Source organism: Avibacterium endocarditidis (assembly GCF_002921145.1).
Classification (GTDB): Bacteria; Pseudomonadota; Gammaproteobacteria; order Enterobacterales; family Pasteurellaceae; genus Avibacterium; species Avibacterium endocarditidis.
Map to the genome: position 1 here is coordinate 14,929 of NZ_PQVI01000035.1, position 14,278 is coordinate 29,206.

The 14,278-nt window shown below is 42.8% G+C and carries 10 protein-coding genes and 3 pseudogenes; 4 read left to right on the plus strand and 9 right to left on the minus strand.

Annotated elements, in window-relative coordinates; genetic code table 11:
• The first annotated feature begins 366 nt into the window (after positions 1–366).
• A pseudogene (locus C3Z13_RS03380) lies at positions 367–1,708 on the plus strand (L-cystine transporter).
• Between the two features lie 69 nt (positions 1,709–1,777).
• On the opposite strand, the gene C3Z13_RS03385 reads toward C3Z13_RS03380, so the two are convergent.
• Positions 1,778–3,106: a cation:proton antiporter gene (locus tag C3Z13_RS03385; RefSeq protein WP_103854996.1), complete on the minus strand. Its 1,329-nt coding sequence runs from the start codon at positions 3,104–3,106 to the stop codon at positions 1,778–1,780.
• A 162-nt stretch (positions 3,107–3,268) separates the two neighbouring features.
• Here C3Z13_RS03385 and C3Z13_RS12125 point away from each other — a divergent pair, with 162 nt between their 5' ends.
• Together C3Z13_RS12125 and C3Z13_RS12130 are read left to right on the plus strand one after the other, a co-directional pair.
• Complete coding sequence (locus C3Z13_RS12125; protein ID WP_245872525.1) at positions 3,269–3,700, plus strand: exonuclease/endonuclease/phosphatase family protein; 432 nt, start codon at positions 3,269–3,271, stop codon at positions 3,698–3,700.
• Positions 3,700–4,164 (plus strand): endonuclease/exonuclease/phosphatase family protein, encoded by a 465-nt coding sequence (locus C3Z13_RS12130; protein ID WP_245872526.1) that lies wholly within the window; start codon positions 3,700–3,702, stop codon positions 4,162–4,164. The genes C3Z13_RS12125 and C3Z13_RS12130 overlap by 1 nt, the downstream gene beginning before the upstream one ends.
• On the opposite strand, the gene C3Z13_RS03395 is transcribed toward C3Z13_RS12130, so the two are convergent.
• On the minus strand, positions 4,148–4,498 hold the full coding sequence (locus C3Z13_RS03395) for a RidA family protein (RefSeq protein ID WP_103854997.1): 351 nt from the start codon (positions 4,496–4,498) through the stop codon (positions 4,148–4,150). The two genes, C3Z13_RS12130 and C3Z13_RS03395, sit on opposite strands and share 17 nt — an antisense overlap.
• A 103-nt stretch (positions 4,499–4,601) precedes the next feature.
• Between C3Z13_RS03395 and C3Z13_RS03400 the strand changes: the two genes are divergently transcribed.
• A complete protein-coding gene (locus C3Z13_RS03400; RefSeq protein WP_103854998.1) occupies positions 4,602–5,324 on the plus strand; it encodes a YwiC-like family protein in 723 nt (240 codons plus the stop codon).
• 93 nt (positions 5,325–5,417) lie between these two features.
• Here the strand turns inward: C3Z13_RS03400 and C3Z13_RS03405 are convergent, their stop codons facing one another.
• From C3Z13_RS03405 to C3Z13_RS03435, 7 genes and pseudogenes are all read right to left on the minus strand, one after another.
• Entirely contained in the window at positions 5,418–6,668 is a 1,251-nt protein-coding gene (locus tag C3Z13_RS03405; RefSeq protein WP_103853004.1) for a NupC/NupG family nucleoside CNT transporter, read from the minus strand.
• 24 nt (positions 6,669–6,692) lie between these two features.
• Positions 6,693–7,490 (minus strand): 4Fe-4S cluster-binding domain-containing protein, encoded by a 798-nt coding sequence (locus tag C3Z13_RS03410; RefSeq protein WP_103854999.1) that lies wholly within the window; start codon positions 7,488–7,490, stop codon positions 6,693–6,695.
• Positions 7,490–9,035, minus strand: a pseudogene (locus C3Z13_RS03415) (YjjI family glycine radical enzyme). Before C3Z13_RS03415 ends, C3Z13_RS03410 begins: the two are co-directional and overlap by 1 nt.
• 131 nt (positions 9,036–9,166) lie before the next feature.
• Positions 9,167–10,072, minus strand: coding sequence for a cytidine deaminase (cdd, locus tag C3Z13_RS03420; RefSeq protein WP_103853001.1), 906 nt, complete (start codon positions 10,070–10,072; stop codon positions 9,167–9,169).
• A gap of 170 nt (positions 10,073–10,242) precedes the next feature.
• Positions 10,243–12,489, minus strand: a complete 2,247-nt coding sequence (gene parC / locus C3Z13_RS03425) for a DNA topoisomerase IV subunit A (RefSeq protein ID WP_103855000.1) — start codon at positions 12,487–12,489, stop codon at positions 10,243–10,245.
• A 59-nt stretch (positions 12,490–12,548) separates the two neighbouring features.
• Entirely contained in the window at positions 12,549–13,712 is a 1,164-nt protein-coding gene (nirK, locus tag C3Z13_RS03430; protein WP_103855001.1) for a copper-containing nitrite reductase, read from the minus strand.
• A gap of 30 nt (positions 13,713–13,742) precedes the next feature.
• Positions 13,743–14,278, minus strand: a pseudogene (locus tag C3Z13_RS03435) (DNA topoisomerase IV subunit B); the annotation flags it as partial.

Genomic DNA, 14,278 nt, shown 5'->3' on the forward strand with positions numbered 1-14,278 from the left:
AATACTTATGGCTCATTACTTACTTTCAAGCAAATCTAAAACATTATCCCTTACCGCAAGAGTAAATATCGCCTATCTACTTGTAATGGAAGATTTGTTGTGAATTAAAAAGCCTTTAGCTTTATTGAGCCAAAGGCTTTCTTTTTGAGATTAACTGTTTGATTTTTTGGCTTTGTGCAACTGCTACATAATACCGCTAAATAGCGTATTGAAGAAGAAAAAAGTGCGGTAGAAAAGACTGTACTTTTTTTGATCTTATTAGATCAAAACCGTATAAGATATAGCAAAATTTTTATTGAAAGAAATAAGAAAAAGCCAGTATTATTTGGAAACTTAGGAATTAAAAACAAAAGTAGGACAAAAATAATGTGGAGCTATATTGCGATTAATTTAGTCATATTTATTGCTTTATTAGTCGGTGTGAAATGGTACTTTAACCGAAATCATACGCTATCGCATAGCGTGTTTTTGGCGTTAATTTTAGGGGTATTATTTGGTGGCGCATTGCATTTTCTTTATGACAGCAATACCCCTGTGATAAAAGAAACCTTAAACTGGATTGGCATTGTCGGTAGTGGTTATGTGAGATTGCTGCAAATGATTGTAATGCCGCTGGTTTTTGTATCGATTCTCTCTGCAGTGGCACGCTTGCAAGGGGCAAGTTCGTTGGGCAAGATCAGTGTTAGCGTGCTTTCTGTTCTGCTCATTACAACAGCAATCGCAGCGGTGATAGGGATTACAATGGCAAATTTATTTGATCTTTCTGCCGAGGGGCTAGTGGCAGGCGATCGTGAGCTTGCCGCGCAAGATCGCGTGCTTGGTCGAGCAGAAAAAGTGGCTGGCTTGAATGTGCCGACAATGTTGCTTTCTTTTATTCCGAAAAATCCGTTTGCTGAACTCACTGGCGCAAACCCAACCTCTATTATCAGTGTGGTGATTTTTGCCGCGTTTTTAGGCGTGGCGATTTTGCGTATTCGTCAAGATAATGAAGAACTTGCCGATCGCTTATCGCAAGGGGGGGGAAAGTTTGAATAAATTAGTGATGAGCCTTGTTCGCGTGGTGATTCGTCTTACCCCTTATGGCGTATTGGCGTTGATGACAAAAGTGGTTGCCACTTCAAATCTTGCGGACATTCTTAATTTGCTCGGCTTTATCGTGGCATCTTATTTAGCCATTTTCTTAATGTTTGTGGTACACGGTATTTTACTTTCTTTGGTGAAAGTGAATCCAATTCGTTATTATCAACAAGCCTTTCCGACCTTGCTGTTTGCATTCACCTCACGTTCAAGTGCAGCGACAATTCCAATGAATATTGAAACCCAAGTATCAAAATTGAACGTGCCTTCAGCCATTGCCAATTTTGCTGCGTCTTTCGGGGCGACAATCGGACAAAACGGCTGCGCAGGGATTTATCCTGCAATGCTCGCCGTAATGGTCGCGCCAACAGTGGGGATCGATCCAATGTCATTAGAGTTTTTGCTGACTCTCGTTTTAGTGGTAACTCTTTCTTCCTTTGGTATTGCCGGTGTTGGCGGCGGCGCAACCTTTGCTGCGATCATCGTACTTTCCACAATGGGCTTACCGCTAGCATTAGTCGGCTTACTTATTTCCATTGAACCGCTGATTGATATGGGACGCACCGCCCTAAACGTAAACGGTGCAATGACCGCCGGTGTGGTTTCAAGCAGAATTTTGCGCAAATCTTAATTCTACAAAAATGTGCGGTGGTTTTTTTCTAATATATAAAAAGGGCTAACCTAAGTTAGCCCTTCCTTTTTATGCCTCTGTTTCTTCCTTATGCTCCGGCTTTAACCCCACATATCCTCTTGCTTGCAAGGTGGCTTCTTTGGATTTGCGTACCATTGTTTCAATGGTGGTGCCTTGGACGAGAATGGAGAACATTACCACGGCGTAGGTCATTACCAAAAGCAGATCACGTACGTTCATACCGATTTTGGGGATATACAGGCTACCTACGGGAATGGAAAGCGCCATTGCGAGTGAAAGCCCGCCACGCAAGCCACCCCAAGTGAGAATGCGTAAGGTGTATGGGTTATAGGTGGTCTTCATACTTAAGAATTTAAACGGTGTCCACACGCTGATGTAACGGCAGATTAGGCAAAGTGGAATGGCGAGTAGGCTTAAAATAATCCCTTGATAGGTGAAGTTTACCAGCAACATTGCCGCGCCGATGAGTAGGAATAACAAAGAGTTTAGGAAATGGTCGATCATCTCCCAAAAATGATCTAAATAATGCTGGCTTTGTTTGGAGAAGCCCGTGTGTCTTGTCCAGTTGCCGATGATAATGCCCGAAACCACCATTGCTAATGCGCCTGAAACTTCGAGTAGATTCGCTACCATAAAGCCTGCAGTTGGAATGGTGAGCGTGAGCAAAATTTCTAAACTTCCGTCATCGGTAGCGGAAATCAGGAAATGTGCCACTAAGCCGAGTATCAAACCAAACAGCAAACCGCCGCCTGCTTCCATTAGGAAAAGTTCGCTCACATCAGCCACGGTAGGCTGTTTGCCGCCGAATGCCACGGCAAAGATGGTGGTGAAAATCACTAATCCCACACCGTCATTAAATAAGGATTCCCCTTCCACTTTCATTGAAAGTTTTTTCGGTGCTTTGAGATTTTTGATGATGGCTAACACGGCGATTGGGTCGGTAGGGGAAATCAAGGCACCAAACAGCATACAATAAATAAAATCCACTTCCCAGCCAAGGGCTAAAGTTAAGAAATAAAAGGTTGTGCCGATAAGGAAAGTAGAAGCGAAGGTAGAAAATAAGGCGAGAATGGTGATTTCACATTTTTGGCTTTTCATTACTGGCAGTTTTATCCCCAATGCGCCGGCAAAAAGGAGGAAACCTAAAATCCCGTTGAGTAAGAAACTTTTAAAATCAATCTGTTCCATTACGCCCTTGGCGAGCAAGTCAACGTGTAATAAATTGAAATGCCCCATTACCAATAACACCAGTGAAGCAACCATTGAGGTGGCGGTAATGGCGATGGTGTATTGAATTTTGTCGTTAATTTTTTGCGTAACAAAGCCGATCAGAATGGAAATGGCTGAGAGAAAGCAAATATAGGTATAAACGTTCATTGAAATGCCTTAATCAAAATAATAAAGAATTTTGCTAAGAAACGTGGCTGATTTTGCTCCATTTGGTAAGTTAGAAGGGAGTGGAGAATAAGCCAAATTAATTGGCGTAGTATAAGTAAACTGCTATTATTTAGAAAGCACAAAATTTCAAAATACATCAAAATGAGTAAACTAAAATCCTTTTTTATCGCCTTGCTAGGATTTATTCTACTGAGCGTTGGCTATTTGTGGTATAGCCTAGAAATTTACCCTGAGCTGAAAATTCAATTTCGCACAGAAAATGCGTTACATTATGAGCATAAAGCCTTGGATAATACCGTAGCTTGTTTTTATGCAGAGCAGTCTGTAAAGCCCATTGAGCAGCAGGATTTTCGCCTGTTGGTGTGGAATATGCACAAAGGGCAAGATCAAGGTTGGCAACAGCAATTAACGAGCTTGTTGCAAGGGCAAGATTTTCTTTTGTTGCAAGAAGTGTCAAGTCAGCAAAAGTTGGTGGAGCAACATTCTTCCCATAATTTTTTTGTGAATTTTTCCACCGTCACTTTTATACCAGCAGTTTTACCTATTTGGGCAACCAATCAGGCGTCGAACTGATGAGCCGTTTTGCACCACAATATTATTGCGCAGGATCTTCCATTGAGCCTTGGATTCGTATTCCTAAAGTGGGCAATGCAATGGCGTTTCCCTTGAGCAACGGGCAATCGCTATTGACAATTAATTTGCATTTGGTGAATTTTGAGCTGAATCCAAGCCATTATCAACAGCAGTTAGAAGCGATGTTTAAGCTGATTGAACAGCATCAGGGGCCAATTATTCTGGCGGGCGATTTCAATGCGTGGAATAAAGAGCGGATAAATTTAATCAAAAAACTCACCGCACTTTATGGTTTGGCAACCCTATCATTTCAGCCTGATGATAGGCTACGTTTTTTGGATAATCCGCTTGATTGGGTATTTGTGCGCGGTTTTAGCGTGAAATCTGCGCGTACGGTGCAGACCACCAGTTCTGATCATAATCCGTTACTGGTGGAATTAACTTTGGCTACACCGCAGCGGTAATTACGATCTCCACTTTCCACTCAGGCACGGCAAGTTTGGCCTCTACGGTCGCGCGGCTTGGCGGATTGTGGCGATCAACCAACTCGTCCCAAGCGCGGTTCATCTCTGCATAATCTTGCATATCGGCCAAGAAAATTTGTGCATTTAAGATTTTGCGTTTATCTGATCCCGCTTCAGACAGTAAGTTATCAATTAAACCAAGCACTTCCTTGGTTTGCTCATACGCATTGCCTTGTGTATTTTCTGGCACTTGTCCCGCCAAATAAGCCACACCATTATAAACGCACATTTCGGCAAGGCGTTCATTGGCGTGAAAACGTTGGATTGTTGTCATCGTTTTTCCTTTTATGAAATAAAATAATTCGCAAGGATTATAGCGATTATGCGCAAAAATAGCTAAAATTCTTGGCAATTTTTCACCGCACTTATTTGTTATTATGAAACTGCTTATTTCCAATCAACACGGTGCTATCGTAATGGCACTGATGCCGTTTTTATACGGAATGTTACTTTCCACACCGATCACGCTGCATTTATTTCTGTTATTGGCGTGGTTCGCCCTTTATTTGATGACCTATCCCTTTTTAAATTTATTCAAAGGCAGAAATCTTGAGCTTTATCGCAAATGGACGCTAATTTACGCCACTGCCAGCTTACTTTTTGCCTTGCCGGCCTTATGGCATAACTGGCATATTTTATATTTCCTGCTAGCAATGTTGCCGTTTGTCGCAGTGAATATTTACTATGTAAAACAAAAAGATGAGCGCAATTTGCTAAACGATTTTGCCGGCATTATCATTTTCGCCATCGCAGGAATGGCAGCGTATTATTTTGCCAATTCACAATTCGATCACAAAATCTACTGGGTTGCGCTCTACCCAAGCTTATTTTTTGTTGGCGTAACGTTATACGTTAAATCCGTAATGCGTGAACGCAAAAATCCACGCTATCTGTACGCGTCCATCGCATTCCATTTACTCTGCATTCTCGGTTTTGCCTTATGCCAGCAATATTTATTAGCTTTGGCTTTCGTCCCCCCATTTATCCGCGCAATCTTGCTTCCCAAATACAAACTTTCCGTTAAACAAGTCGGAATGGCAGAAATGGCAGTATCCTTGCTGTTTTTTGTGATGTTAGTGTGGGGGAGTTGGGCCTCTTAAGAAAGAGAAGAAATTAAAGAGCGGTGCTTTTTTATCAATTTTTTATTAATGGCATAGCAGGAATATTCCCGCTATGCCTTTATTTTTGACTGATTAACTCAATGCAGCACCACTGAGATCAATGAAGAATCCTGCGATAGTAGCGCTCATTAGGTTGGCGAGTGTGCCGGCGATGACGGCTTTTAAGCCTAGACGAGCGATGTCGGAGCGGCGGGTTGGTGCCATACTGCCAATTCCGCCAATGAGTACGGCAATCGCGCTGAAGTTAGCGAAGCCACATAAAGCAAAAGTGATAATGGCTTTGGTTTTATCGCTAAGTTGTACAGCCGCATCAGGTTGTAAATATTGGGCGAACTCTAAATAGCCCACAAATTCATTTACGGCTAATTTCATTCCGATCATTTGTCCTGCAATTTCAGCATCTTGCCAAGGAACGCCGATGATGAAAGCGATAGGTTGGAATAAATAGCCGAGTAGGCTTTGTAAGGTGAGATCGCCATAGCCAAACCAGCCACCGATTCCGCCGATTAAGCCATTTAATAAGGCGATAGAGGCGATAAAGGCGATCAACATACCGCCCACATTGATGGCAAGCGTTACCCCTGACGCCGCACCATTGGCGAGCGCTTCAACGATATTATTTGGTTTTTCAGTTTTGACATTTTCTTCTAAGGTGTCGCTGAATTTTTCTGTTTGTGGATACATCAATTTGGCGAACAATAAGCCTGCGGGCGCTGCCATAAATGACGCAGCGATTAAGTAGGTGAGTGGCACACCCATACCGGCATAGCCTGCTAATACAGAACCTGCGATGGAAGCCGTTCCACCTACCATTACGGTAAATAATTCAGATTCGGTCATTCGGCTAATAAAAGGCTTAACCACAAGTGGCGCTTCGGTTTGTCCAACAAAAATATTGGCAGCCGCCGACATTGATTCTGCCTTTGATGTACCTAGTGCTTTTTGCAAGCCTCCGCCGATAATTTTAATTACCCATTGCATTACGCCGATGTAATACAGCACGGAAATTAAGGCTGAGAAAAAGACGATAATTGGTAGGACTTTGAAAGCAAAAATAAAGCCTACATTGCTTGGATCGGCAAGGTTACCAAAAAGAAAGGCGATCCCTTCGTTACCATAATTTATCACTTTGCTTACGCCTTCAGCGGTGCTAAGCAGGGCATTTCTTCCCGCTGGCACATACAAAATCAGCGCAGCAAAGCCGATTTGAATGGCTAAGGCACCAAAAATAGTTCGGAAATTAATGGCTTTGCGGTTGTTGGAAAACAGCAAGCCAATGCCAAGCAGGACGAAAACCCCGACAATACTGATAATGAGATCCATAGTTACGCTCCTTGATGAATGAATTTAGGTAATTGTGGTAATTTTTTGTATTCCGCATTGTTTAGCAAATGCTGCCAGTGCCTGAGTTTCTTCCACTGTGGGAATAAAAGGGGTTAAACCAGTTTCATCTCTTGCCCCTTTGCTATGCACTCGAATAATTTTGAATAACACCTTGGGATAATCTCGTAGCAGTTGTGCCGCTTTTTCCACTAAGTGGTAGGCGTCAAAAAAATCTTTGATAAAAACCAACCGCACTTCTTCAATTTTATTGTGCGGTAATAATTTGGCGAGATTCTGCCAATTTCGGGTGAGGTTTTCTGTTTTGATATGCTGCGTTGTGGGGATAATTTGAGTTGGCACTTTGCCTTGCTGATTGCGGCGTTCAAAACAGAGTGTTTGTAAGCCTAAGCCATCACCTTTGAGATCAAAGAGAAATTTATCGGTTACGGCAATTAAGGATTGCGTGCTGTCATAATCAAAAAATCCGCTGCTATCAAGATAACAGGTTAGACCCTGCTGGCGAAGTGCGGTGAAAAGTGGGACTAATTTTTTATGATGAATGGTGGGTTCACCGCCGGAAACGGTAATGCCGCGAATAAACGGCACGGCGTTCATTACCTGATCATACAAATATTGCAAGCTGACTAATTTTGCTTCGCTGTTTTTTCTTGGAATAGTTTCTGGGTTATGGCAATAAAGGCAATTTAGCTTACAACCTTGCAGAAAAATGCTGGTGCGGTTGCCTTGTCCCTCTACATTGGAAAAGGGGATTATCCGATGTAGAGGAACATAGATCTCGGAGAGGGAAGCTGAGCTTTTCATTATAAATGAGCGGTTACATCTTCTTTATCGCGTAATTGGCGATCAAAAACCTTGGCGCAATCGTCTGTGCCAGAGCCATACCAAGTGGTATCGCGTAATACCGCTTCGCCTTTGCGATAACGCTCAACCTCGCTTTTCTTCACTAAATAGCCGGTTACGCGAATGAGATCGGTATTTTTTAGATAAGTTGTAATGTAGCGATAGCCTTGTGCGAAAGCGCCATCAATAATATCCACCACCGCATCTAAATGATCAGTATAGGTTTGATCGAAAGCAAAGAGATCCCCTGTACCAGAAGGGAAGTATTTATGGAATGGGGCCGATTGTTTTAGATGCGCTAATAATGTTGGTTCTTCACCCACGCGAATACGGTGTGCTGGCGTATTCATCTTATCTTCTTCGTGGTTGCTCGCCCCCACTTGCGCGTGTAGTAAATAACGATTATTGGTACGCTCCACATAAAGCCCTTTATGCGCGTTATTGACTTCTTCCAATTTATCCATAATGAGTGTGGCGATCTCATCACCACGTTGGCTTTGCCCGAAGGTTTCGTTAATGCCTTCTTGTTGTAAAAGATGATTGACCGCATCGGCTAATCCTACAATGGCGATCATACTGGTGAAGTTTTCACGCTTGATAAATTCTTCTTGCGCTAAGAAACTGCTTTCAAAGAAATTGCTTTCTTCGATCAAAAATTTATGCCGTTTATCCATTGTGGAAAGGGCAAGTTTTGCCACTTTAGGTAATAATTCATTCACCATTTCATCAACACTTGAGCAAGCACGTCCGATAGTACCTAATCTTAAGCGAGTCAGGGTATAAGCACCACCACATTCAGGCAGCGCATTGTAACAACTGGCGATACCATATTGTTCTCCCAGATCTTCAATATAATAAGGATCATTGGCAAAAGACGGTTTTGACACCAATAAACAGGCTTTAGCAGCAAGTTCTGCAAATTCACGCGAGGTTTTTTGTTTATCGTAGCGAATAGTCATATTTGGTGTGGTATTTTCTAGCTCAATGACCGCCTGTAAAATTAAACGCCCAGCTTTAGTATCATAAGGGCCAATATTGGCGTGGCAGAAAGAATCAGCAATAGTTTTATCAATATGGTTTAAGAAACGTTTAATTTTGATGTAATCTTGCTTCTCGTCAGTAATGAAAGGATCGAGTAATTCATCTAAGCGTCCAATATAAACGGGATAAGTCGTAATGGACGGAACATGGGAATAGAGAATGAGCAAGCCATCTAGCACTTCATCAAGATCTTTTGGTGGCGGTAAGTCAAGGAACTTACAGCCTTTTTGAATATAAACATTATAGTCAGGCAAAATATAACGCGGACGATAAATGGCATAGCCTTCACATAAATCACAAATCATATGATTTTGCAGATATTCCCATTCTTCTTCTGTGTAGCCTAATAAATCAATGGGATTAAATAGCCGCTCAGCAATATTAGCCTAAGCTCATTAATTTTTGATGATAGGTTAGATTTTTTGCTTTAACCACATCGAGAATATCTTGTAGTGAGGCTTGCATGCTCTTCTCCTTAATACTAAAAAGATCGGTAAGACAAAAAATCTTACCGAAATTAAATCAATATTACTGTGATTTAGATCATATTTTGAGAAAATTGAGAACTAAACCGCAATTTTTGAGAAAATTGAGAACTAAACCGCAATATACTCCAACTTCACTTCCCCTAAATAGCCTAATAATTCTTCGGCCATTTGTTTGTAGGAGAGTTTTACTGGGTGTTCTACCATCACTACGCGGGTGATGTTTTCTACTTCGTTACCGCTTAGTAGAAGATAATTGATGGCCACTTGTAGGGCGGGGAGGCTTGGGTTGAAGGCGGCGTTTTCCGCGTAGCTGCCTTGGAAAACTTGTTTATCTTGTAATTCTACCGCAACCCCACAGAAACTTTGGGTGTAAGGTGCGTGGGATTGGTTTGCGGCTTCAAGTGCGGTGTGAATTAATGGATCTTTTGTGGTTAATTGTAAACCATTGGTTTTTTCGTCAAATAAACGATAAGGAATGGCTAAATCTGCAGGGCCAAAAGCATCAGGCAAATAGCTATGTAGTAGATTGTTTTGGCTATGCGGCAGATGAATATGCAAGCTGTCTGCACTATTTAATTCGTTCATAAATTGACGACAATGGCCGCACGGGGTGTAATTCACCGTGATGTCGGTGAGCTTTTTCTCTTTGCGCATCCAAGCATGAGAAATGGCACTTTGTTCTGCGTGAATAGTTTGTTGAATATTGGTGGCGCAGAATTCTTGATTTCCGCCAAAGTAGAAATTGCCACTTTCGCCAATTGCCACCGCACCCACGTTAAATTGTGAGATGGTTGGATTGGCATAGGTTGCGCTCACGGGTAACAACAATAAAGAAAGGGTTTTAGGATCTAATTGATGTTTTTGGCATAAATGCTGTACGGCAAAGTGCGGTAGAAATCCTTGAAAATGTTGTTCGGCAAAAATATGCCAAAGATCTTGTGCCAAATTTTGATTTTCTAATTGGGCTAAGGCGTGTTGTAAACGGTGAGAAATATGTTGTTCAATACGGCTCATTTTATCCTCTCTACTCTCTATAATACGGAGATCATTTTTTTCATCATAAAGCAGAAAAAATAAAAAAGCTTGCGTTAAAGTTAAAATTTGTGAGCAATATCAAAAATTTAGCGAGAGAAAAGAGAAAAAATAGGCGAACCTGATGATTCGCCTATAAGCATATTTAGGTTTTATTGATTTGGCTCAATCACTTCAATTTCTGCGCCACTATGCAAGCCCCTTGGCAGCTGGCTGCCTTTGCGTCCACGTTCAGCACGGAAGCGTTGTAAATCTTCCGCTTTAAGTGTGATTTTACGTTTGCCTGAATGGAATACCAAGTTTGCTTGTTCGGAAATTAACAATAAGCGTACTAATAATTCGCTGCGATCTTTTGCGTTAGCCGCAGGGATAGAAACGATTTTGTTGCCTTTTCCTTTGGATAATTCAGGCAGATCTTGCACTGGGAAAATCAACACTCTGCCTGCGGAAGTGAGTGCCAGCAAGTTTTTATTTTCTTGTAAACTTAATGGTGGCAAGACTTGAGCGTTTTCTGGCAAGGAAATCAAGGCCTTACCTGCTTTGTTACGCGCCACTAAATCGCTAAATTGGCAAATAAATCCATAGCCTGCGTCTGATGCCATTAATAATTTTTGCTCATCATTTTCCATTAACACTTGGGAAACCGTAGCCCCTGCTGGCAAGGAAAGTTTGCCCGTGAGTGGTTCGCCTTGTGAGCGTGCAGAAGGCAAGGATAGTGGTTCTACCGCATAGCTGCGTCCTGTGCTATCAAGGAATACCACAGGCTGATTGCTTTTTCCGCAGGCGTGCGCCAGATAACCATCGCCTGCTTTGTAGCTTAGCCCTTGCGGATCAATGTCGTGGCCTTTGGCACAACGCACCCAGCCCATTTGCGATAAAATCACGGTAACAGGTTCAGCGGGGATCATTTCGTTTTCAGCCATTGCTTTAGCTTCCGCACGCTCTACGATTGGTGAAAGGCGAGGGCTAGCAAAGGTTTTCGCATCTTGCTGAATTTCTTTTTTGATGAGCGTATTTAAACGGCGCTCTGATCCCAAAATTTGCTCTAAATTCAACCGCTCTTGCTCTAATTTATCTTGTTCCGCTTGCAGTTCGTGCTCTTCCAATTTGGCTAATTGGCGTAAGCGTAAGTTTAAAATGGCCTCGGCTTGCTCATCACTTAAATTAAAGCGCGTCATTAATTCCTGCTTTGGCTTGTCTTCGTTACGAATAATGGCGATCACTTCATCAATATTTAAAAAAGCAATCATCAAACCTTGCAAAATATGCAGTCGGTTCAGCACTTTATCTAAGCGATGTTGTAAACGTCTGGTTACAGTGGTACGGCGGAAAGTCAGCCATTCGGTGAGAATTTGCAGCAGATTTTTCACCGCAGGCTTGTTGTCCAAGCCAATCATATTCATATTCACACGATAGCTTTTTTCTAAATCCGTGGTAGCAAATAAATGCGCCATTAGGGCATCGGTATCCACGCGGTTGGAACGTGGCACTAGCACGATACGGATTGGGTTATTGTGATCCGCTTCGTCACGAATATCTTCTACCATCGGCAGTTTTTTCGCATTCATTTGTTCCGCGATTTGGCTGATGATTTTTGATGGCGAGGCTTGGTGGGGCAGTGCGCTAATGATGATTTCGCCATCTTCTTTTTTCCATACCGCACGCATTTTGATTGAGCCGCGTCCTTGCTCGTAAATTTTACGAATATCTTCTTTGCTCGAAATAATTTCTGCTTCCGTTGGATAATCAGGCCCTTGCAGCACGCTCATTACATCATCTAAATTGGCTTTTGGGTTATCCAACAGCATTACCGCCGCATCGGCTACTTCATTGAGATTGTGTGGGGGAATATCCGTTGCCATTCCCACGGCAATCCCCGTTGTGCCATTAAGTAAAATATGCGGTAGGCGTGCGGGGAGGTATTCGGGTTCTTCTAATGTGCCGTCAAAGTTAGGCTGAAATTCCACCGTGCCTTGCCCCAGTTCGCTGAGCAAAATTTCTGAAATTTTGGCTAAACGCGATTCGGTATAACGCATTGCCGCAAAGGATTTCGGATCATCAGGCGCCCCCCAGTTTCCTTGTCCATCAATAAGCGGATAACGATAAGAGAAAGGCTGCGCCATTAGCACCATAGCTTCGTAACAAGCGGTATCACCGTGCGGGTGGAATTTACCTAATACGTCCCCCACGGTACGCGCCGATTTTTTATATTTCGCCGTGGCATTGAGCCCTAATTCTGACATTGCATAGACGATACGGCGCTGCACGGGCTTTAATCCATCACCAATAAAGGGCAATGCGCGATCCATAATCACATACATTGAATAATTCAAATAGGCACTTTCGGTGAAGTTTTGCAGTGGCATTTGCTCAATGCCTTCGTAATTAATTTCTGCCATAAATTTGTTTTTCTCTTATATTCGTTAAAATTAAAGTGCGGTGGTTTTTTGCGCGATTTTTAATGTTGAAACCCTGTGGACACGTCCGCATCAGGATTGCGCTTGGTGTAAGGCTCATCTTTTAATTTTCCACTGAAAATTTGTGGATTTTCTTCCCCACTTACCATTAACACGCCTTTCGCGCCTTTTTCGGTACGGAAAATAGAATGATCCACAAAAGGATAAGGGCCGGGTACAGGAATGGTGGTTTCAGCCATCATCGCGCCGCCAGCAGGAATTAAGGTGGTTTGTACATTGTGATTTTGCAATGAACCACCTTCCACATACACCGTATCAAAAGGCTTGCCGATCAAATGGAAAGAGGACACCTTATTGGGCCCAGCGTTGCCGACATAAAAGCGTAACTTCTCGCCCACTTTGGCTTTTAACGCATTATCGCCGAGCATTGAGCCATAATGGCCGTTAAAGACCACATAGTCAGGCAGTTCATAGCTCGCTTTTTGCATACTAAAAACTTGCAAGCCTGCTTCGCCAAATTCCCCTTGGGTATAAAATTCGTTCTGTACAATATAAAATTCTTTATCCACTGGCGGTAAGCCTTCTTTTGGCTCAACCAACATTAAACCGAACATTCCCTTGCCGATGTGAGTCGGCGCACCAGGCATTGCGGCGCAGTGATAAAGATAAAGCCCAGGTGATAGCACTTTGAACTGATAAATACTGGTATGCCCCGGTGCGGTGTTGCTTGCCAGTGCCGTGCCTTCAGGGGCTGCGGAAGAGTGGAAATCAATGCTATGTGGCAGTTTGGAATTGATTGGGTTGGATAAATGCACTTCCACCGTATCCCCCTCGCGTACACGAATAAATGGCGCCGGGGTTGAACCGTTGTACGTCCAATATTTGAATTGCACTTTTGGCATAATTTCCATAATTTTTTCCAGCGCTTCCAGTTTTACCACCACACGAGCAGGATAATCGCGCGTAATAGGCGCTGGCACATTTGGCGCGGTGGTGAGTTCTGCTTCAATCACGGGAAGATCAGAAATTTTCACATTTTGCACCGCACTTTTGTTTTCAGACAAATTGGTATTTTCAGTTACATTAGTATTTTCCGCCGTATTCGTATTTTCAACCGCATTGGACTTGGTTGAATGTTGCTCTGTGGCGATAACATTGCCGCTTAAAAGTGCGGTGAAAATTAAGGCTAAAAAGGTCTTTTTCATTGGTGTTTCCTTGCTTATTTGGTGGTGAGCTTATACGCTCAAATCCACTTGGTCTCCTTTGGCTTGTAACCACATTTTGCGATCTTCAGAACGTTTTTTCGCCAATAGCATATCCATTAATTCAAAGGTTTCTGTTTCACTTTGTTCATTTTCTTGATCAAAGGTGAGCTGCACCAAACGGCGTGTATTGGGATCCATTGTGGTTTCACGCAACTGGCTTGGGTTCATTTCGCCTAGCCCTTTGAAGCGCTGCACATTGATTTTGCCTTTTTTATTTTTTTGCCGATCTAAAATGCCTTCTTTTTCCCCTTCATCAAGGGCGTAATAGACTTCATTGCCAATGTCGATACGATAAAGCGGTGGCATTGCCACATAAACGTGTCCTTCCGCTACCAATTTCGGGAAGTGGCGTAAGAATAGGGCACAGAGTAGGGTGGCAATATGTAAGCCATCAGAATCCGCATCAGCAAGAATACAAACTTTGCCGTAACGCAACTGGGAAAGATCGCTATGTCAGGATCGATGCCCAATGCCACAGCAATGTCGTGGACTTCTTGCGAGCCAAG